At 48.9% G+C, this 20,918-nt stretch carries 22 protein-coding genes; 1 reads left to right on the top strand and 21 read right to left on the bottom strand.

What is annotated here, in order from left to right:
- Nucleotides 1-35: 35 nt before the first annotated feature.
- Both JO375_RS16470 and JO375_RS16465 read right to left on the bottom strand, forming a co-directional pair.
- Nucleotides 36-662, bottom strand: coding sequence for an anti-sigma factor (locus JO375_RS16470; protein WP_229525490.1), 627 nt, complete (start codon nt 660-662; stop codon nt 36-38).
- Entirely contained in the window at nt 659-1,255 is a 597-nt protein-coding gene (locus tag JO375_RS16465) for an RNA polymerase sigma factor (RefSeq protein WP_229525489.1), read from the bottom strand. Before JO375_RS16465 ends, JO375_RS16470 begins: the two co-directional genes overlap by 4 nt.
- A 681-nt stretch (nt 1,256-1,936) precedes the next feature.
- Here JO375_RS16465 and JO375_RS16460 point away from each other — a divergent pair.
- On the top strand, nt 1,937-2,551 hold the full coding sequence (locus JO375_RS16460) for a class I SAM-dependent methyltransferase (protein WP_229525488.1): 615 nt from the start codon (nt 1,937-1,939) through the stop codon (nt 2,549-2,551).
- A gap of 165 nt (nt 2,552-2,716) precedes the next feature.
- On the opposite strand, the gene JO375_RS16455 is transcribed toward JO375_RS16460, so the two are convergent.
- The 19 genes from JO375_RS16455 to JO375_RS16365 all read right to left on the bottom strand — a co-directional run bounded on the left by JO375_RS16455 (nt 2,717) and on the right by JO375_RS16365 (nt 20,647).
- On the bottom strand, nt 2,717-3,805 hold the full coding sequence (locus JO375_RS16455; protein ID WP_229525487.1) for a prephenate dehydrogenase: 1,089 nt from the start codon (nt 3,803-3,805) through the stop codon (nt 2,717-2,719).
- 26 nt (nt 3,806-3,831) lie between these two features.
- On the bottom strand, nt 3,832-4,935 hold the full coding sequence (gene hisC, locus JO375_RS16450) for a histidinol-phosphate transaminase (protein ID WP_229525486.1): 1,104 nt from the start codon (nt 4,933-4,935) through the stop codon (nt 3,832-3,834).
- A 53-nt stretch (nt 4,936-4,988) separates the two neighbouring features.
- Nucleotides 4,989-5,795 carry a tryptophan synthase subunit alpha gene (trpA, locus tag JO375_RS16445; RefSeq protein ID WP_229525485.1) on the bottom strand — a complete coding sequence of 269 codons (807 nt, stop codon included), beginning with the start codon at nt 5,793-5,795 and terminating at the stop codon, nt 4,989-4,991.
- Nucleotides 5,792-6,988 (bottom strand): tryptophan synthase subunit beta, encoded by a 1,197-nt coding sequence (trpB, locus tag JO375_RS16440; protein WP_229525484.1) that lies wholly within the window; start codon nt 6,986-6,988, stop codon nt 5,792-5,794. Before trpB ends, trpA begins: the two co-directional genes overlap by 4 nt.
- A complete protein-coding gene (locus JO375_RS16435) occupies nt 6,985-7,671 on the bottom strand; it encodes a phosphoribosylanthranilate isomerase (protein WP_229525483.1) in 687 nt (228 codons plus the stop codon). Before JO375_RS16435 ends, trpB begins: the two co-directional genes overlap by 4 nt.
- Nucleotides 7,668-8,462 (bottom strand): indole-3-glycerol phosphate synthase TrpC, encoded by a 795-nt coding sequence (trpC, locus tag JO375_RS16430; RefSeq protein ID WP_229525482.1) that lies wholly within the window; start codon nt 8,460-8,462, stop codon nt 7,668-7,670. Before trpC ends, JO375_RS16435 begins: the two co-directional genes overlap by 4 nt.
- The gene (gene trpD, locus JO375_RS16425; RefSeq protein ID WP_229525481.1) at nt 8,452-9,498 is read right to left on the bottom strand and encodes an anthranilate phosphoribosyltransferase; all 1,047 of its coding nucleotides are present in this window, start codon (nt 9,496-9,498) and stop codon (nt 8,452-8,454) included. The genes trpC and trpD overlap by 11 nt, the downstream gene beginning before the upstream one ends.
- Before the next feature lie 75 nt (nt 9,499-9,573).
- A complete protein-coding gene (gene trpE / locus JO375_RS16420; protein WP_229525480.1) occupies nt 9,574-11,124 on the bottom strand; it encodes an anthranilate synthase component I in 1,551 nt (516 codons plus the stop codon).
- A gap of 382 nt (nt 11,125-11,506) precedes the next feature.
- Nucleotides 11,507-11,878, bottom strand: a complete 372-nt coding sequence (aroH, locus tag JO375_RS16415; RefSeq protein WP_229525479.1) for a chorismate mutase — start codon at nt 11,876-11,878, stop codon at nt 11,507-11,509.
- A 2-nt stretch (nt 11,879-11,880) separates the two neighbouring features.
- On the bottom strand, nt 11,881-12,975 hold the full coding sequence (gene aroB / locus JO375_RS16410) for a 3-dehydroquinate synthase (RefSeq protein ID WP_229525478.1): 1,095 nt from the start codon (nt 12,973-12,975) through the stop codon (nt 11,881-11,883).
- Nucleotide 12,976: 1 nt separating this feature from the next.
- On the bottom strand, nt 12,977-14,146 hold the full coding sequence (aroC, locus tag JO375_RS16405; RefSeq protein WP_229525477.1) for a chorismate synthase: 1,170 nt from the start codon (nt 14,144-14,146) through the stop codon (nt 12,977-12,979).
- Nucleotides 14,147-14,333: 187 nt separating this feature from the next.
- Nucleotides 14,334-15,134 carry a CheR family methyltransferase gene (locus JO375_RS16400; protein WP_322098747.1) on the bottom strand — a complete coding sequence of 267 codons (801 nt, stop codon included), beginning with the start codon at nt 15,132-15,134 and terminating at the stop codon, nt 14,334-14,336.
- A gap of 29 nt (nt 15,135-15,163) precedes the next feature.
- Nucleotides 15,164-15,607: a nucleoside-diphosphate kinase gene (gene ndk, locus JO375_RS16395; protein ID WP_229525476.1), complete on the bottom strand. Its 444-nt coding sequence runs from the start codon at nt 15,605-15,607 to the stop codon at nt 15,164-15,166.
- 111 nt (nt 15,608-15,718) lie between these two features.
- Entirely contained in the window at nt 15,719-16,693 is a 975-nt protein-coding gene (locus JO375_RS16390; protein WP_229525475.1) for a polyprenyl synthetase family protein, read from the bottom strand.
- On the bottom strand, nt 16,690-17,556 hold the full coding sequence (locus JO375_RS16385) for a menaquinone biosynthetic enzyme MqnA/MqnD family protein (RefSeq protein ID WP_229525474.1): 867 nt from the start codon (nt 17,554-17,556) through the stop codon (nt 16,690-16,692). Before JO375_RS16385 ends, JO375_RS16390 begins: the two co-directional genes overlap by 4 nt.
- Nucleotides 17,513-18,175 (bottom strand): UbiX family flavin prenyltransferase, encoded by a 663-nt coding sequence (locus tag JO375_RS16380; RefSeq protein WP_229525473.1) that lies wholly within the window; start codon nt 18,173-18,175, stop codon nt 17,513-17,515. The genes JO375_RS16385 and JO375_RS16380 overlap by 44 nt, the downstream gene beginning before the upstream one ends.
- A 5-nt stretch (nt 18,176-18,180) precedes the next feature.
- Nucleotides 18,181-19,047, bottom strand: coding sequence for a UbiA-like polyprenyltransferase (locus JO375_RS16375; RefSeq protein ID WP_229525472.1), 867 nt, complete (start codon nt 19,045-19,047; stop codon nt 18,181-18,183).
- Complete coding sequence (locus JO375_RS16370; RefSeq protein ID WP_229525471.1) at nt 19,040-19,768, bottom strand: demethylmenaquinone methyltransferase; 729 nt, start codon at nt 19,766-19,768, stop codon at nt 19,040-19,042. The genes JO375_RS16375 and JO375_RS16370 overlap by 8 nt, the downstream gene beginning before the upstream one ends.
- 9 nt (nt 19,769-19,777) lie before the next feature.
- The gene (locus tag JO375_RS16365; RefSeq protein ID WP_229525470.1) at nt 19,778-20,647 is read right to left on the bottom strand and encodes a heptaprenyl diphosphate synthase component 1; all 870 of its coding nucleotides are present in this window, start codon (nt 20,645-20,647) and stop codon (nt 19,778-19,780) included.
- Between the last annotated feature and the right edge of the window lie 271 nt (nt 20,648-20,918).

Below are 20,918 nucleotides of genomic sequence, written 5' to 3'. Positions count from 1 at the left end.
TTGTAATGAATCTGTATCGGAGTCCGACTATGCTGCTAATTTCTAACCTTTCTTGCCCGATGAATCCAGCCCAGAGAAAACAAGGCAAGCGCAAGTGCCGATATGGACAACAAGATCCAGTATTGCGGGTAAGTCGGAACAATATTTGCAACCAGCGGTTCCATAATGCCAGTACTCATATCTTTAATGTGATATTGATATTGTGGAGATGTACTTGTAGTTTTCAGCAATCCTGTCGGTAAAATACCCGTATCCATGACAGGTGCTGCTTGAGGGGAATTTTCCTGAGAGGAGCTTCCATTCCAGTTCAAAAACAAAAAACTGCACAAAAATACGGCCAAAAAACCGGCGATCCATACAGACATATATTTACGGGCTGTCGGGTTCACACGCGCACGTCGATGCTCGCCGGGAACAAGCCACGGGGACTCCTCATAAATCCGATCCATGACCCTGCGATTCATCGCCTCTACCTGTTCATCTGATATTTGAAAAGAAATATCACGGATAGCGGATCGATTTTCTTTTGATAAATTCCACTCGTCTGCTTCCGAACCAAGCTCCGACTCGTCAGACGAGCCTTTGGCCCGTCTGCGTTCCGAGTCCTGTTTCGATACATTTTTGCCTGTAGCGAACAAATCCTCAGCGTCCCTGGATTTCATTGGCTGCTCATCCCTTCGTTTTCCTCATATAGAGGCTCAAAAAAATAAGGCTCCAACTGCGTCTTCACACTGGTTCTTGCCCGGAAAAGCAAAGACTTGACCGCACTGACCGTCTGCCCTAAAATCGTAGCAATCTCCTGATAGTCCAATTGCTCATATTCACGCAAAATCAGCGCAGATCTCTGCTTTTCTGGCAATCTGTTGATTGCTTCACGGACCATCTCTACCTTCTCGCCGCGAAGGACAGCCTGTTCTGGAATCGCATCCGATGGTGCTACCGGAACAAAACCGCTCTCCTCCAATGGAACCTGACCGCTACGGTGCTTACGAAGCTCGCTGAGCACCGTATTGCGTGCAATCGTATATAGCCATGTGGAGAACGATGCATCTACCTCACGGAAAGAATGGAGGCTCCGGTACGCTTTATAAAACGTCTCCGAGCATAAGTCCTCTGCAATCATTTCCAGGTTTGAACTTTTCAGCATATGATAAACAAAGGCTAAAATTTTACGTTGGTGCCGCCTCATTAATTCTGAATAAACCTCAACATTACCTTGTTTGATTTCCTGAATCATCTGGGAATCTGTCATCATCCGAGTGAGACCCTCCTCGCCCATACATGTGCTGTTCTCCCGTCCGATTCTGTCTATATATACCGAACAGGTTCAAGAAAGTTGCGCCCTCTGCGCAAATGATGAAACAGCATCATGAAACATTTGTTATTTTCTTACCTTATGTACTGCCAGCATTAACGGTGCTATCCAACGATATGCATGGTCCCAAATGGACTTACTTATTGTACCACAAAATGGCCCTCAGTAAAAAAGTCTAAAATCCCCATGATTTCCATCCATGACTGCCCAACGCTGGAAATAGATTCAAATATACGACTTTTTAATTGATTTTGAGTCTTTTCAAGTTAAAGCGGACAAGGTCCTATTCACTGATCCGTTCCATTTATGATACATAGCTTGAATAATTAGTAAAAAGAAAACGCTTTAAAAAAGATTGACAAAATGAAAACGGATACATATAATAAAAGTACAGTATGGTTTCTCTCCACTCCTATCCTACTCAGCTACTTCACAAAAGTAGCTACCATCCGTGGCCTTTGCCCGGATGGTCTTTTTTTGTTTTCAATTACTCCTCTTTGGCTATTCAGTTGCCCCACATGTGGTGATAAACTCCAACTTTCAATAATTCACCAATTATTTGATTATTCTATTAAAACACAATATTATATAATAAATTTTTTCAATAGTAGGAGGCAAGAAATGAATAATAAGTGGAACAAAGCAATATATAAGATTTGGTCTCCATTTTATGATAAGTTTTTCAATTCAGGCAGCTTTCTCAATTCTAGAAAGATCATATTTCAAGAAAAGTCATTCCATAGCGCGCAAAAAATACTTTTTGTAGGTGTAGGAACTGGAGCAGATTTAGAATTGATAAATCACCACGGGCTGGATATTACCGCCATAGATTATTCAACTGAAATGCTTAACAAAGCAAAAAAGAAATTTGCCAATACCTCCATACAATTTTTAGAAATGGATGCTCAACAAATGAATTTTATGGATGAGCAATTTGATATAGTAGCAGGAAGTCTAATTCTCTCGGTAGTACCTGACGCAAATAAATGCTTCGATGAAATGGTGCGAGTTTTGAAAAAAGACGGGGAACTTATCATATTCGATAAGTTTTCTCCTAAAGGAAAAGAGCCCTCATTATTTAAAAAAACGATAAGGCCCGTTATTAAGGTGTTAGGAACCGATATAGGGTTGAATTTTGAAGAACTGTATGAAAAACAAAAACTAAAATTGCGGATCAAAGAGGATGTACCTATAATGTTCAACGGTATGTACAGAAAGATAGTCATAACTAAATAGTGCATAGAATGATTCGACTTTGAATCTGGAGAAGCAAAGCGTTCGCCTTCGCCTGCGGATTTTCCCTTTTGAGCATATATTCAGAAAATCCGCAGGCAACAGCGATCGTAAGGTCAAATGAATCGCGGAGCGGCCTCCTTAACGGACACCCACTTTCCCGATGCCTTACACTACCACTTTATAGCCTATCGAATCAAGCAGGGTCTTGGCACGTTCCCAATCCCGCTCCTGACGGAAGGAAAGCCGCATAATGCCTGGAACATCCTCCCGGCTTTCGATAATTTGCATATTGCTCAGGTTCACGCTGTGGTTCCCCAGTTCCATCGCAATGCGTCCAATAATCCCCGGGGTATCCGGTACATCAATATACAGGTCAAACGTAGAGACGATGACTCCTTTGCGACGCTCTGGCAGCTCACTGCGGAAATTTCCAGCCATCAAAAACTCATCAGTGATTCCCTCACCGTCTCGTGTTCGCAATAAATGAGTAAAACGCTCAATCTGCCCGTTCCATTCTTCCAGCAAGTCCAGTATAACTTCACGATTGCTCAGCAAAATGTCGCGCCACACAATCGGATCACTGGAGGCGATCCGGGTAATATCACGGAATCCGCCCGCAGCCAATGTACGATACAATGGATTTTCATCATTGTGCTTTCGCACCTGATTCACCAGCGCCACTGCAATAATGTGCGGCAGATGGCTGATCGCTCCGACAATATCATCATGCATGTCAGGTTCAACGCGGACAACCTGTGCCCCTGTATATTTCAACAGCTGTTCCAGCGAGCGGCATGCTTTCTCTGGCACACCCTCTGCCGGAGAAAGCACATAATACGCATTCTCAAACAGCAACGCAGAAGCCGCCTTCACGCCGGAACGCTCCGAGCCAGCCATTGGATGGCCGCCGATAAAATAAGCGTTGTGTAAAGAAATCTCGGATGCTTTTTTGGCAATGGGCGATTTGGTGCTGCCTACATCGGTAATAATACAGCCCGGATTGAGCGGCAGCTTGCTTAACAGCTCCAGATAGTGCTCCAGTAAACCAACAGGTACGCATAAAAAAATAAAATCGGCATCCTCTGCCGCCTCTTCAACCGAAACCGTTGCGGTATCCACGACACCACGGCTTAACATCGGCTCCATCAGTTCAGGAAGATGAGCATGACCGACAACGGTAATGCCCGGCTTCCCTTTAAAGCAAAGCGCGAGGGACCCGCCAATCAGCCCCACACCAAAAATAGCTATCTTCATTCATTATCATATCCTATCTGCGGAAATTATAGGCCTACATCCGCCGCTTCCGCCCTCGGGATCTGTTCCAGCGCACGGATAAACAACTCATTTTGCGGCTGAGACCCAACCGACACCCTGATATATGTCGGATATTTATGATGACCAGCGCGAATGATCACACCTTTGCGAAGCAGTTCTTCAAACACTTCACTGGAAGGACGACGCACATCCAGCATGATAAAATTGCCATGTGCCGGAAAAAACTTCAGTCCAAGGCGCTTAAACTCAGTTTGCAAATAAGCTCTACCCTCTTCGTTGCGCTCCCGACATTCACGAACAAACTCCTGATCCTCTAACGCCGCAATCGCCGCAGCCTGTGCCACCCGTGAAGTATTGAACGGCTCACGGACCTGATTGATCAAGCGAATGGTTGACTTAGTTGCCATACCGTATCCGATACGCAGCGAAGCCAAACCATAGATTTTGGAGAACGTACGCAGCACAACCAGATTCTCATACGCTGACAATAAACGAATACCGTCCGGATACGAGCGATCCGTCACAAACTCGGCATATGCCTCATCCAGCACGACCATCACATGCTTTGGTACTTGATTCAAAAATGCAATCAAATCAGCCTCAGATACAATCGTGCCTGTCGGGTTATTCGGATTGCAAATCCAGATGATTTTCGTGCGGTCATTGATTTGAGCCAGCATTGCATCCAAATCATGCACACCATCGCGCAATGGCACCTCAACAGCAACCGCGCCCTCAATTTCCACGTTGCTTTTGTATACGGAAAATGTCTGATCGGCCATGATGCTTTCTTCCCCGGGCAGGAGAAACGCACGTGTAATCAACGCAATAATTTCATCAGAGCCGCAGCCGTAAATAAACTGATCCTCATTCAAGCCCGTCTGTTTGGCCAGCGCCTGCGTCAAAGCTACCGCACTGCCGTCAGGATAGATGCTAATGTTAGTAAACTCCTGCTGAATGGCCTGCAATACTTTGGGAGAACTGCCATACGGATTTTCATTCGATGCGAGCTTGATCACTTCATCAAGCCCCAGCTCGCGTTTTACATCTTCAATCGGTTTGCCTGGCTGATATACCGGCAAATGTACAATATGCGGTTTAGGCTGCATGCCCCTACCTCCTCTATCCAATCAGAACTAAACTACTTTCTATATGACTCCAATTATGGCTTTAATTGTGCCACAAAATCACGAATTTGCAAAAGCCCTTCTTCTCTGCGCGCAGAATTCTCCAATAGCGGAATGGCTTCCTCCACCTGACGCACAATGGCGCTGCCGACTACAACTCCATCACAAATGTCGGAAAACCGGACGACCTGCTCGCGATTCGAAATTCCAAAACCGATCGCTACCGGAATGCCGGTATGGCGTTTGACCTGCGAAATGAAGTCCTCTATCCCTTCATAAAAGGAAGCTCTCTCCCCGGTTACACCAAGCGAGGATACACAGTATACAAATCCGCGGGCATGGCGGACAATCCGCTCAATCCGCAGCTCAGAAGTTGGTGCCACCAGCGGGATGAGATGCACTCCTGCCTCTGCCGCCCTCACTCCCAGTTCCTCCGCTTCCTCAAGCGGAAGGTCCGGAATAATCAGACCGCTGATACCGTGCTGCTGCAGGCCAGCAAAAAAAGCATCCATCCCCATCTGCAGTACAGGATTGTAATACGTAAACAAAATAAAAGGCAGGCTTGAACCTGCCGCCCTCGCCAGAGAAGCCGTCTCCATACAAGTGCGGATCGAGATTTGCCGTTTGAGCGCACGCTCAGATGCGCGCTGAATTACAGGGCCGTCAGCCAGCGGGTCGGAATACGGGACGCCCAGCTCCAATATGTCGGCCCCAGCCGACTCCAGCTGGCGGATAATTGCTATCGTGGTATCCACATCGGGGTCGCCCACCGTCAGAAAAGGAATTAATGCCGTTTTGCCTTCATTTTTAAGGCGCTCAAACGCCTGATCAATTAAATTCATGACGGATTTCCTCCCAGATACTTGATAATGGAATCCACGTCTTTGTCCCCGCGCCCGGACAAACAGATCACGATCATATCATCTGCCGTCAGTGCAGGTGCAAGCTTGACGACCTGTGCAACGGCATGTGCCGACTCTAATGCAGGAAGTATGCCTTCTGTGCGGCAGAGAAGCTGTAGTGCATCGAGCGCTTCCTGATCTGTGATCGGGACATATTGGGCCCGCTCGATATCTTTGAGATACGAATGCTCCGGCCCAACACCCGGATAATCCAGTCCGGCCGAAATCGAATGCGCAGGCTGCACTTGTCCGAATTCATCCTGAAGCAGATAGCTCATGGAACCCTGGAAAACCCCTTTGGTTCCCTTGCTCATCGTTGCCGCATGGAATTCGGTTTCTACGCCTTTGCCAGCAGCCTCTACACCGATCAAGGCAACCCCCTGATCCTCAATAAAAGGGTAGAACATGCCGATGGCATTGCTTCCGCCACCGATCGCAGCCACGACGACATTCGGAAGTCTACCTTCCTTTTCCAAAATCTGACGGCGCGTTTCATCGCCAATCACACGCTGGAAGTCGCGCACCATCATCGGATATGGATGCGGGCCAACAGCCGAGCCCAAAATATAAAACGTATCATGAACATGGCTCACCCAGTAACGAAGGGCTTCATTTCCGGCATCCTTGAGTGTACGTGTACCCGATGTCACCGGAACGACCTCTGCCCCCAACAGCTGCATCCGAAATACGTTTAGCTGCTGGCGGACCGTATCCTCTTCCCCCATGAACACCTTGCATTCCAGTCCGAGCAGCGCCGCTACCGTCGCTGTCGCGACACCATGCTGTCCTGCACCTGTTTCGGCAATGACCTTCTGTTTGCCCATACGCTTTGCCAGCAAGCCTTGTGCCAATGCATTATTGATTTTGTGGGCACCAGTATGATTCAAATCTTCGCGTTTCAAATAAATTTTAGCCTCGCCCAAATGCTTGCTCAAACGCTCTGCATAATAAAGCGGAGTTTCCCGGCCGGAATAATCCTTTAGCAGTTCGTTCAGCTCTGCTTTAAATTCCGGATCATCCGCATACTTCCGGTAGGATTCCTCTAATTCAATAAGTGCGTTCATCAGCGTTTCCGGTACGAAACGCCCGCCAAATGTCCCAAAACGTCCGTTATTATCAGGTAATTGTGTCATGCCCGCTTCACCCTTTCTACGAATGCCGTGATTTTTGAAATGTCCTTGACTCCATTTGTCTCTACGCCGCTGGATACATCCACCCCTTCAGGATGGTACTCGATAACCAGCTTTTCAACATTTTCAGCAGTCAGTCCACCGGCTACAAACAAAGGAATTCCATGTTGGCGGGTCCGAGCCAGGTAGGCCGGAATTCGAGCCCACGCGAACGTTTTACCGGAGCCGCCGACATACACAGGGTCATATGTATCCAGCAGCAGTGCGTCAATCGTTCCGAAATAGGCCTCCAGTTCGTCCACCGGGCGTTCCATCAGTCCCTTCATCATCTGTTGTTGACCGTCTACAGACCATGCCTTGAATACCTGTACGCCAAAACGCTCCCTGATCTCGCTGCAGCGCTGCGGGCTTTCCTGTCCATGCAGCTGAATGACATCCAGTGGAGCCTGCCTCATCACATCAATTAATCGTTCATCATCAGGGTTCACAAATACGCCTACGCTGCGCGGTCTGCTGCCCGGGGCCCATTCATCCAACACGCGGAGCAGCTCTCCAGCCTGCGCACCATCAATGCGGCGCTTACTGCCGTCAAACACAAAACCTATATAATCGGCCGGTAAGTTTATCATAGATTTTAGCACTTCAACGCTTTGAAGTCCACAAATTTTTATGCCCGTTTTATTCATGCCGTAACCCCGTTCATTAAGTCCGCTACCGCTTGGCCCACATCATCCTTACGCATCAGGTGCTCTCCTACCAGGATACCGTGTGCGCCTACCGAGTGCAGGTATATTACATCCTCCGGCCCGCCTATGCCGCTTTCACTAATGAACGTAACTTCTTTGGGAACCAGTGCAATCAGCTCTTCCGTCGTTTGGAGGCGGGTCTCGAACGTTCGCAAATTGCGATTGTTGACCCCAATCAAGGTTGCTGTGCCCAAATCCAGTACCCCTTTCAGCTCCTCACTGTCATGCACCTCCACCAGTGCGTCCAGTCCTAGGTCCCTGGCGATCTGTAAAAACGATCCCAAAACACGCGGCTCCAGTATAGCCGCAATCAGCAGCACCGCATCGCCTCCCAGCAGACGTGCTTCATAAATTTGCCGTTCATCGATGATAAAATCCTTTCGCAGCAGCGGAATGTTCACCTGCTCACGAATTTGCTGCAAATATTCGGGACTGCCCTGAAAATACGTCACATCCGTCAGTACCGAAATGCAATCGGCTCCTGCCTGCTCATAGGCTCGCGCAATGTCCACCGGATGGAAATCCGGTCGAATCAGTCCCTTAGACGGAGAAGCCTTCTTCACCTCAGCGATCAGCCCGAGCGGACGGTTGCGGCGTACAGCTATCGCATCCTCAAATCCTCTAGTCGCAGGTAGATTGGCAATGAGCCGCTGCGCTTCACTAATATTAAAGTGCTCCTTGAGCTGCTCCACTTCCTGACGCTTCGTCACCACAATTTGATCAAGATACATATTGATATCCTCCCGTCGCTTGTATTAATTGATCCAGCTTGGAAAGTGCCAAGCCAGAGTCTATAGCTTCTGCCGCCCGTGCTACTCCGTCCGTCAAGCTGGCTGCTACGCCGGCAACATAAATGCACGCACCAGCATTCGCCAGTACGACATCCCGGTAAGCTCCACGCTCTCCGTTCAGAATACGCCGTATAATGTCGGCGTTAACCTGAGCATCACCGCCCAGCACCTGATCGAGACGATGGATCTGCAAGCCCAGATCCGACGGCTGGAGCTCAAACGTGTGAACCTTGCCGTCCTTCAGCTCGGAGACTCGCGTCGGAGCCGAAATACTGATTTCATCCAGTCCGTCCAGACTGCTGACAACCATGGCTCGTTTGGAGCCGAGACGATTCAGCACCTCGGCAATCACTTCCGTTTTCCCGGCGTCGTAAATGCCCAGCAGCTGTCGATCCGCTCTAGCCGGGTTCGTCAACGGCCCCAGCATATTGAACACCGTCCGCACCCCAAGCTCGCGGCGCGGGACGGCGGCATGCTTCATCGACGGGTGGTATAGCTGCGCGAACAAAAAGCAGATGCCGATCCGGTCCAGACATGACCAGGCCTGGTCACTCGTCAGGTGAATGTTGACTCCGAGTGCCTCCAGCACATCTGCACTCCCGGCACGGCCGCTTGCCGAACGGTTGCCGTGCTTCGCCACCCGCACAGATGCCGAAGCAGCGATGATCGCAGATATGGTAGAGATATTAAACTTGTGAATCCCCGAGCCACCGGTCCCGCATGTGTCCAGCAGACGAGTCTCCCCTTCTTCAGCATGCACGGGACTGTCGTAACCGCGCATAGCCTCGGCAAAGCCGGTGATTTCGTCGACCGTCTCCCCTTTGATGCGAAGGGCCGTCAGCAGCCCGCCAATCTGCGCCTGTGTGGCACTGCCGCTCATAATCAGTTCCATTACGCTGCGGGCCTCCACACGCGAGAGATGCTGTCCCTTAATAACCCGGCTTATTCCCGCTTGCATCGTGTTATGTCCTTCCATCGTCCTCTCCTCCTCTAAATCAGATTTTTGTCTATTCTGGCTCCCGCCAAGCAGTTTTACTTGCCCGATGCCTGCTTAGGGAGTGTACAAGTAATCTTGGTTGATGACGCTATTGTAGGGCTGTGTCGTTGCCGGGAACATTGCTTCCGCCGTGCGAATGGCTTTCAGCAATGCCTTGGCCTTGTTCACCGTCTCCTGATACTCGCTTTCGGGAACCGAGTCCCATACAATCCCCGCACCGGCCTGAACATAGGCCCGGTTCTTTTTGAACACGATTGTACGAATCGTAATACAAGCATCCATATTGCCCGAAAATCCCAAATATCCGATAGCTCCTGCATAAGGTCCGCGCGCCTCCCGCTCCAGCTCGGCAATAATCTCCATCGCACGCAGCTTCGGAGCCCCCGATACGGTGCCCGCCGGCAAGCAAGACAGGAAAGCATCAAAGAAATCTTTATCCTCACGCAGTTGACCCGACACGTTGGACACAATGTGCATGACATGGGAATAGCGTTCGATCTCCATAAACGTATCGCATTTGACCGTACCAAACTGGGATACACGGCCCAGATCATTTCTTCCCAAATCGACCAGCATCAGATGCTCGGCACGTTCTTTTTCATCCTTCAGCAATTCTTCGGCAAGCGCTGCATCCTCTGCCTCCGTTGCACCGCGCGGCCTCGTCCCTGCAATAGGGCGGGTTTCTACCCGATGGTTTTCTACCTTGACGAGCGCCTCCGGCGAAGTACCTACAATGATCTCGTCATCCATTTTCAAATAATACATGTATGGCGACGGGTTCATCGTGCGCAGTACGCGGTATACCTGGAGTGGAGAAGCCTCAGTATCAATGTGAAAACGCTGGGACAACACCACCTGGAAAATATCTCCTGAGCGAATATATTCCTTCGCCTGCTCCACATTTGCGATAAACTGTTCCTTCGTCACATTGGATTGAATCTCGCCCAGCTCTACATCATCCGGAATGAAAGCCGATCCCGTTCTTTCTGGAGGTGCCTGCTTGCGCAAATTTTGCGCTGTTTCTTCCAGCTTGCGTTCCACCTCAGCATAGGCCGCCCGAATGTCCTCATCGCGGAACCCTTCGCCTACATGAACATTGCCAACCAGCAAAATCTGCTGCTTCACATGATCAAAAACAATCACCTGATCGCAAAACATAAAACGAATATCATCCATATTCAGGTCATCGACCGAATGCTCCGGCAGCCTTTCATAGTACTGAAGCAGATCATATCCAAAAAATCCGATCGCTCCGCCTGTAAACGGAGGCATTTCTTTCAGTTTGGGACTGCGGTATTTGCGAAGCAGCGCCTTGAGCGCTTCAAGCGGCTTGTCGTTTAATATGTGCCGCTTGCCATGCTGCTCCATAATCAAACGGCCTTTTTTACCCGACACCATCAGAAAAGGGTCCGTTCCGATGAAGGAATAGCGGGCCCACTGCGCGCCCCCCTCTACACTCTCCAGCAGAAAGGCTCGATTCCGCTCCGCATACCGACGAAAAATCCGAATCGGCGTCTCCATATCGGCCAGCACTTTTTTGTACACAGGAATCAGGTTAAATTCATTCGCCATCGTTATCACTTGCTCCACATGCGGCGTTAACATGAGATCACTTCCTTTCCAATTTGGCGCAGACCCAAAGGAGAGAATACAAAAAAGCCTCTACCTGGAAGGTAGAGGCTGTCAGTTTATTGAAATTATAAGAATGCGACCATATGTAAAAAGATTACAACAAACGGGCAAAGTATACACTTATCCCTCTGCATGAACCTCAGGCTAACTCAAATAAGCTCCGCTGTCGAAGATAAATCTTTTCATGACACCAGCTCACTTGTCGCCGTCGGTCTCTGTAATCTCATATGGAATTGGCTCGGACTGCACTCTTCTCATCTCAACTGGCTCTGGCTAACTCTACTCAACTCTGCTACACACACTATATCTCATCAGATGTTACTTTGGCAACCAGCAACTTAAAAAAAGGGCAGTACTACCCTTTGGAAGCCAGGTCCGGTCTTAGCGCCTGCGCTCCGTTCAAATATACATGCTTGATTTCCCGTTGGGATTTATGGGTGTTCACCTGTACCATCAAACGGATACATTTGGGCAAGCTGCCTGCAACAGGAATTTCCAATGCACACATCAGCGGAACCATATCCCATCCGTCAAGCTGGCGGATCGCCTTGGCCGGGAATGCAGCATCCAGGTCATGAGTGACCGTAATCCAGACATTGCTAATGTCCTCAGGCTGAATTTCGTTGTAGGATACGATCTCATCCAACAGTTGGCTGGTCGCTTCCAAAATTTCGTTTTCTTCATTATTCGCTACGGTCGTCGCTCCACGAATTCCACGATTGTACATCTTTACGCCTCCTCTTTTAACTGTTCAATGACTTGCCTTATGTCAGAGATGGGAATATCCTTTACAACCTCCACGTATCCGATACTGCGCGGGACTACAAAAGTAATGCTGCCTTCTTTAAACTTTTTGTCATGCATCATCGCCTCCAGCAGCCGATCCGTATCCAGATGTGCTGGAAGGGAGGTCGGCAGCCGCAGTGAAGACAGCATATCTCTGGTTTCTTCTACCAAAGAGGGGGCTGCCCCTAGCTTCACACCTAAAAGCGCAGAGCCGACCATCCCAATCGAAATCGCTTCTCCGTGTAAAAATTCACCGTATCCTGCGATTGCTTCAATCGCATGACCAATCGTATGACCGAGATTTAAAATAGCGCGCAAATCATTTTCCCGTTCATCGCGTGAGACCACTTCGGCTTTTACAGAACAACCCTTCTTCAGCCCGTACTCCAGAGCTGCCGGGTCTAGCGCCAGCAAATCTACCGCATGATCATGGCACCAATGGGCAAAATCAGCATCCCAGATCAAACCATGCTTGATCATTTCAGCCAGCCCGGCGGATACCTCGCGCGGAGGCAATGTAGACAACGTATCTACGTCATACAGCACGAGTTCCGGCTGATGAAAGGCCCCAATCATATTTTTGGCCAAAGGATGATTGATGCCAACCTTGCCACCCACGCTGCTATCATGGGCAAGGATCGTGGTAGGAATCTGGACAAACTTGACGCCTCTCATAAACGAGGCTGCCACAAAACCGGCCAGGTCGCCCACTACACCACCGCCAAGTGCGATAACGGCAGAATGGCGATCCAATCCACCCTTGATGGCTGCTGTTATGACCTGCTCAAATACAGCCAGCGATTTGGACGTTTCACCCGGCTTGACCACAAAAGATACTGTCTTGTATCCCGATTCCTGTAGACTGTTCTCCAATGTCGCCAGGTAGAGTTTCGCTGTATGCTCGTCAGAAACAATCAACAATGGACTTCTGGACGTTACTGCCCGTTCCTTCAAAAGCGCTCCGGCCCGGTGCAGCAATCCACGCCCGATATGAATGGGATAGGAACGCTCTCCAAGTTGTACCGTCAGCGTACTCATCTTAATACCGACCCAGTTGTTCTTCGTAGGATGCTATATTCGCACGGATCTCTTCAATCGAATCCCCGCCGAATTTTTCAAGCAAAGCCTTCGCGATTTCCCAGGCTACAACATGCTCCATAACCACACTTGCCGCCGGTACTGCACATGCATCCGAACGCTCAACCTGTGCAGTGAACGATTCCTTGGTATCAATGTCAACGCTTTGCAGCGGTTTATACAAAGTCGGAATCGGCTTCATGACACCACGAACGACAACAGGCATTCCATTGGTCATGCCACCCTCAAAACCACCCAAACGATTGGTCCGACGGTAATATCCACGTTCCTCATCATACAGAATCTCATCATGCACCTGTGAACCGCGCAGTTCTCCCGCTTCAAAGCCGATACCGATTTCCACGCCTTTAAAAGCATTAATCGACATGACTCCCTGAGCAATGCGCGCATCCAGCTTCCGGTCATACTGTACATGACTGCCCAGACCAATCGGGACACCTTCCACGATACATTCCACTACCCCGCCGACCGAATCGCCTTCCTGCTTGATCAGGTCAATGTACGCTTCCATTTTCTTTTCGGTTTCCGGATCGGTCACTCTTACCGAAGAGGCTTCCGTCACGGCAATCAGCTCATCAATCGGCAAATCACGGTAAGGAGCCTCGATTTCCCCAATGCGGATGACCTGACCAGCCACCTTGATTCCGAACTCGGCTAGCAATTGACGGGCCAAACCGCCACATGCGACACGAATCGCAGTTTCACGTGCACTGGAGCGCTCCAGTACGTTGCGAAGGTCCTTCAGGTTGTATTTCAATCCCCCGTTCAAGTCAGCATGCCCCGGGCGCGGACGGTGAACGCGGCGCTTTTCTTCGTCACTGCCTTCGATCGGCTCAATATTCATAATGTTCTGCCAGTGTTTCCAATCTTTATTTTCCACTACGAGAGCAATGGGGGCACCCGTGGTATAACCGTGACGCACGCCTCCGACAATGCTGGCCGTATCCTTTTCAATCTGCATGCGCCGACCCCGTCCATACCCTTTCTGACGACGGTGCAGCTGAAAATTCAGCTCCTCAAAATCCAATTTCAAGTTGCTCGGCATACCCTCTACAATTGCAGTTAGCTGGGGACCATGCGTTTCCCCCGCGGTTAAATAACGTAAACTCATGACGCGTTCCCCCTTTAAACTGTTAAACTGTGCATCGCTAAAATCTTTAACTGTGCTTCATTATAGTATACGCACCTTTCTTTGACAAGAAAAGCCACCGGGATGCAAATAAACAAAACACGCCCCTCAGACAAAGCCAAGGGACGTGCGTTTCCGATCAGCAGGCCATTCACATGCTATGTCTGACCTATGCTTTTTTGCGGTAAAAAAAGGTTTCCGTTGATTCCAGATCATATTGGTTGGGAGAAAAAATTTGCTCTGTACTTCCCACAAACAGTACACCGCCAGGACGAAGACTGGCTGCAAACTTCTGGTACAGCTTATGCTTGGCCTCTTCAGTGAAATAAATCATAACATTGCGGCAGATAATGAGGTCATAGTTATCTTCAAACCGATCCAGCAGCAAATTTTGTTTTTGAAATTTTACAGCCTGTTTCAGCCGGTCATCCACCCGGAACATCGCACCATCCGGCTTAAAATATTTGCTAGCCACCTGCTCAGGCACATCCTTGAGCGAGCGCTCCAAATATCTGCCCTCCTTGGCTTTAGCCAATGCGCCATCATCGATGTCCGTAGCCGTAATCGAGCAATTTCCCAAGATCTCTTTGCCGTCGAGAATCATCGCCAAACTGTAAGGCTCCTCGCCAGTCGAGCAAGCCGCACTCCACAGCTTGAGCTTCTGCTTGCCTGCAAGCAGCTGCGGCAGAATCGTATCCCGCAGCACTTCCCAACGATTAGGATTGCGCCAAAATTCAGAAACATTGATCGTCATGCGATCCAGAAACTCATAGAACAGAGGTTTTTCCCTCATCATGGCATCATAAAAAGAAACAAAACTGGGAAACCCGTTTTTATTGCGAAGTGTCGTTAACCGCCTTTTCATCTGTGCTTCTTTATATTGTGCAAGATCAATACCTGTGCTGTCCTTGATTTTGCGGATAAACGCCGTGTAATCGGGGTCCGTCTGACCCAGTTCCATATCTGTCATGCTACCATCCTTCTTCAACGAGATTAGACTTACACCCAGGTCGATATGCTTTTCTCATACCGAACCAGCTCTTCTGGGATGAAAAAATTCGCAATCTCACGTTCCGCACTCTCCAATGAATCCGAACCGTGTATGAGGTTAAACGGCGTATGTGCAGCAAAGTCTCCCCGGATCGTGCCCGGCTGAGCCTCTGTTACTTGAGTTTTGCCAATCAACAGGCGGGAAAGCGTAACGATATTGTCCCCTTCCCAAACCATGGCAAATACAGGACCTGATGTGATAAAACCTACAAGCTCTTCAAAAAAGGGCTTGCCCGCATGCTCTGCATAATGCCGCTGCGCCTGTTCTCTAGATACCTGTACGAGCTTGCCAGCCGTCATTTTGAAGCCTTTGTCTTCCAGGCGGCTGATAATGCGTCCAATCAGTCCGCGTTGCACTCCATCCGGTTTAACCATCAAAAACGTGCGATCCATCGGCTCACTCCCAATTCAATCTTAATGTATTTATACAGCAACAATCTGTATTGTAACAGAAAGCATGGAAACGGTTAAAGAATTTTTTCACAGCTAGCTCAAAACACAACTTTAGTAGGAGCGGCGTGTCACAAAATGAGCGATATCGCGGAGCGTCTTTTTCGTTTTGACATCTGGCAGTAAGTCCAGCGCCTTTAGCGCTTTCTTAATATATCGGTCAGCAAGAATTTCCGCTTTAGCGATTCCTTCACTTTTTTTGATCATATCCACCGCTTTACGGGCATCTCCTTGCCCATCCCCGTCCTGGATGCGACCGATTTCAGCCAGCAGATCATCGCGCAGCTCAGGCTGCTTGAGCGCATAAATTACCGGAAGCGTAATATTGCCCTGTCTCATATCGCTGCCTGGCGGCTTGCCCAGCTTTTTTTCGGTGCCGCAAAGATCGAGCAGGTCATCCTGAATTTGAAAAGCCATACCTGCGTTATAGCCAAAGCTGTACAGCAGGGAATTGATTTTTCCCCTGGCTCCCGCAGCCATAGCGCCCAACTGACAGCTAACCGCAATCAGCAATGCTGTTTTGCGGCGTATGCGCAGCAAATAATTACGCACACTTTGATCCACATTAAAAAAATCGCGGATTTGTTCCATTTCACCAATAGACATCTGCACCAGTGCCTTGGACAGTACCCGGTGAATGTCGGGACTTGGCAATTCGGCAACCATTGACAGTGCACGTGCATATATGTAGTCTCCCGTGTACATCGCCACCCGATTGTCCCATTTGGACTTCACGGTGGGCTGGCCACGTCTCATTTCAGCATCGTCAATCACGTCATCGTGAACGAGCGAAGCTGAATGAATCAATTCGAGTGGTACCGCTATGCGTTTGAGCTTGTTCAGGTCATATTCTCCGAACTTCCCTCCCAGCAAAACAAATACCGGACGCAAACGCTTGCCTCCCGCTTTGAGCAGATGGAGCGACGTATCATTAATTAACGGCTCCTTGCTGTCGATGCTGCGGTACAGCTCTTCCTCTATGAAGTTCATATCCTTTTTTAATAAACCGAACAAATCCAATCGTTTCATTCCTTCACCCGTGTCAGCGTATTGTCACTCCAGAGAAGCGGCTTCACTCGTCGATCAAGCAGCCCCAGTTCATGCGCATACTGAAAATAAAGCTCTAAGCCTCTTTGTTCTTTCTCTCCAAAATCATAACATAGATTGGTGAAGTAGCGCTCCCAATAATCTGGCAGACCGCCAATTTCGCTGCAAGCCTCAGAGACAACAGGCGTCAGGTCAGCCAAGCTGCGCTGCTTGCTTGCACAGAACGCAGCTGTAATTTCAGCCACTGCATCCGGGTTCTGAGCAGCAACGGCGCGACGGACAGCCCATACGGCAAAGGTCATGCTATACCCCGTCCAGCGTTTCCACTCTTCGCCAAGATCGGTTACATACAGACCTTCTTGCCGCCAGGAGGCCTTGATTGCGTGATCTCCAATCAGCAGCCCTGCATCTGCCTGTTCCAGCATCAGGTCCAAATCCGGTTCACAGTCAAAATAAGATGGCTGTCCTTCCCACGCCTTTTGCATCAGAATTTTTAACAAATTCACGGATGTAGCAGACGTATTCGTCAATGCAATCGTTCCGTTTTTGATCTCATCCAGCGGCTTGTGTGAAAATAGTAAAATGGATTGCACAGGACCGTCCGCACTGACGGATAAGTCCGGCAGCAACAGCATCTCCTCAGAGCCTGATGCATACGCAAAGGACGACATCGCGCTGACATCCAGGCTCCCGTTCAGCATGCCGCGATTCAATTCAGCCGGAACTTTAGAGATCATCTCTACCGGGTGGACAAGCTCTGAAGGATTAAAATAATGAAAAATGGGCCAAGCATTCGTATATTTAATTTTTCCGATTGTGATTGTCTCGGTGTCCGGTGTTGACATCGGAATCCCCCCATCTCGTAAACAGTTGATGTTCAACACGCAAGCTATCTAACACTTTGCCTACGAGGAACAATACAATATCATCCAGCGTCTGCGGATGAAAGTAAAAGGCCGGCATGGCCGGAATCATTTTGACGCCAAGCCTCGCCAGCTTGAGCATATTTTCCAGATGAATGGCATGAAGCGGTGTTTCACGAGGCACGAGGATCAGCGGACGGCCTTCCTTCATCATGACGTCCGCTGCACGCGCCATCAAATTATCGGACGAACCTTGGGCTAACGCAGACAACGTTCCCATGGAGCATGGCATAATAATCATCGCATCCACCAGATAGGAGCCGCTTGCGATCGAAGCCCCGATATCTGTGAATGGGTGGTATACAAGAGAACCGGGACGGCCTCCGAATTGTTCATTCAAAGCCCCCTCCCGGTCAGTCACGTTCCAGCCCAATTCCTCTTTCAGTACCCGCCAGCCGGCATTGGAAACAATCAGGTGAACTGTATAATGCATGTCCAACAATGTTTCAACCAGCCGTACACCATAGATGCTTCCGCTCGCGCCTGTAATGCCGATAACAATCCGTTTGCCTTGATGACTGCTCTCCTGATTCAGATTCATTAGTATTAACGCACCACCAAATCAACCAATGTAAACACAAATACGACAATGCTAAGCGCACCGTTCATCGTAAAGAACGCCGTCTGTAAACGACTCAGATCTTTTGGAGATACAATATAATGCTCATAAAATAAAATAATGTACGAAATCAGCATGCCCGCCAGATACCACCAGCTTAAATCTGCAATAAAGAACAGGGCAATAAATCCGACTGCCGTCATTACGTGAAATGCGCGGGCAATGTTGAGTGCACCGGCTACTCCAAAGCGGGCAGGGATGGAATAAACCCCCTCGCGCTGATCGAAATCAACGTCCTGACAAGCATAAATCACATCAAAGCCTGCCGTCCAAAATGCAATGGTGAGGTACAACACTATCGAGATCCAATCGATCTGTCCTGTTACCGCAACCCACGCACCCAGCGGCGCTAAACCAATCGTTAGCCCCAGTACAATATGGCAAAGCCAGGTGAAACGTTTGGTATAAGAATAAAAAACAAGCATAAAAAAGGCCAGCGGGAACAGCTTGAACGCCAGCGGACTTAATTTGAATGATGCCCAGAATAATAACAACAAGCTGACGATAATGAAGACAATCACTTCGCTTGATTTGAGCAGTCCTGCCGGAATAGCTCTTCCTGCTGTACGCGGATTTTTCCCGTCAATTACCCGGTCAATCATGCGATTAAAGCCAAAGGCCGCACTACGTGCGCCAACCATAGCCAGCAAAATCCAGCCCACCTGCGGCCAAGAAGGGAGGCCGCCTGTGACAACAACCGACCCCAATACAGCTCCCATAAATGCAAATGGGAGCGCAAATAATGTATGTTCAATTTTAATCATTTCCAGAAAAATTGCAATTTTCTTAAACATGCTGACTCTCCTTGATTCCAATATGTAATGCCGCGATGCCTCCGGTGAGAGAATAAGCCTGTACATCTTTTAGTCCGGTTTCACGGAAGATGTCAGCCAGCTCATCTCTTCCCGGAAAAAGCGCCAACGAATCAGGGAGCCATTTGTATTGCTCATAATGTTTGGCGAACAATTTGCCGAGCATGGGCAAGATGTGTTGAAAATATGTGTAATAAATCCCCTTGAACGGCTGCCAGGTAGGCTTGGACAGGTCCAAGCATAAGATTTGCCCGCCAGGTTTGACAACTCGCTGCATTTCCTGCAGCACACGGCGCAGATCCGGCACATTGCGCAGACCAAAACCAATCGTCGCATAATCAAATGAATTGTCTGCAAAAGGCAGGTCCATCGCATTGCCCTGAACAAGCTTGATTTGCTTTTCACGACCCTCTGCTTTAATCTTGCGCTCGCCTACATTAAGCATGTTCTGACTAAAGTCCAGTCCTATGATGTGACCCGTTTCACTTGCATGCGCCATCGCAAGTGTCCAGTCGCATGTGCCACAGCACAGATCAAGTGCCGTGTCGCCACGATGCATATTCATCTTTTTCATTGTAAATTTTCGCCAAGCCTTATGTCTGCGAAAGCTCAGTAAATCGTTCATCAAGTCGTATTTGCTTGCTATGCTTTCAAATACCCCATGAACGAACTGCTCTTTCGGCTTGGTGTCGCTAGCTCCCATGACGTTCACCTAACTTTCCCTCACAATTGGGTGTGGACTATTCAGCAGCTTCAGGAAAGGTTCCAGCATGCGTTCAAATTCCTCGTCCCCCGTATTTTGATTAGCTGACAGGACTTGCTGGATATTTAAAACAGCCGTACGGAGCTTGTCCAGTAATGCATCCTCAGCCTTATATTTTAGAACAAGCATACGCCATGCTTTAGCATCAGTACCGTCCTCTGAAAGCATAGCCTGCTCATTCCGATCCCCGTTACCATAAACATACCAAAACATATATCCAAAACGGGACTTGTCCGGTTCTAACCGCTTATCCCATTCCTCCAGCAGCATATCACAAAGAGCAAATTCGTTGAGAAGCTGTTCCCAAACATCCTGATCCTGTTCTGCTACAAGTGAGGTCAGCGATAAAAAAAGCTCCTTTTTAAAACGGACCATCTGACATAAATACTGAGCCGCATCCAGTTGGAAATGCTTCATTTTCCCATACAGGCTCATCTTGCCGGCATTGACCTCACATACGGCCTCACTCAGCTTTGAAATGGCCGTGATGCGGCCTGCCATCGCAAGCAGCTGATAAAAGCGGCTGCTAAAATAATCCCCGGCTAACACTTTCAGCTGTCTGGAACGCATCTCTTCCGGGCTCCGTATACCGGATAAAGTATCGATCATATCATGCGTATCCAGCCCCATCTGTACAAGTGAGGTAACCAATGCGTACAGTTCTCCCTCGCTGGCATGCAGCTCCTGCACATTCCGGTTCAAAAACATAAATAGCAAACGGGTACGACTGTCGGGAAAAGTCGGCATTTCCGTATGTTGCTGAATCATGTCGTATTCCACATATTTCTTTGCTAATTGGGGTACGCGATACGGTTTCATCCTAAGCCTCCGAGCCATGACTTTCTCGTGCATCAAATAATTGCAATGCCTTATATTATATCATAATTTAAAATGATTAGCGACTAAAGTACCGTAGGTCCAACGACAAAAACCTCTAATTGGTATATACACTGTCAAACCTCTTTTGCCACATAGGTGTAACTGTAATGCGGAAGCGGGATTTCAGTTCCGCGGGCAATTCTGCGCCCTCCCGGCTTCTCAGCTGATCCAGTGTTTCATTCGTCCACTCATTCCGCCTTATATCGGATGC

The organism is Paenibacillus farraposensis (genome assembly GCF_020736845.1).
GTDB lineage: Bacteria > Bacillota > Bacilli > Paenibacillales > Paenibacillaceae > Paenibacillus > Paenibacillus farraposensis.
Note: the sequence above shows the minus strand (reverse complement) of the source record. Positions and strands in the feature narration are given on the sequence as shown.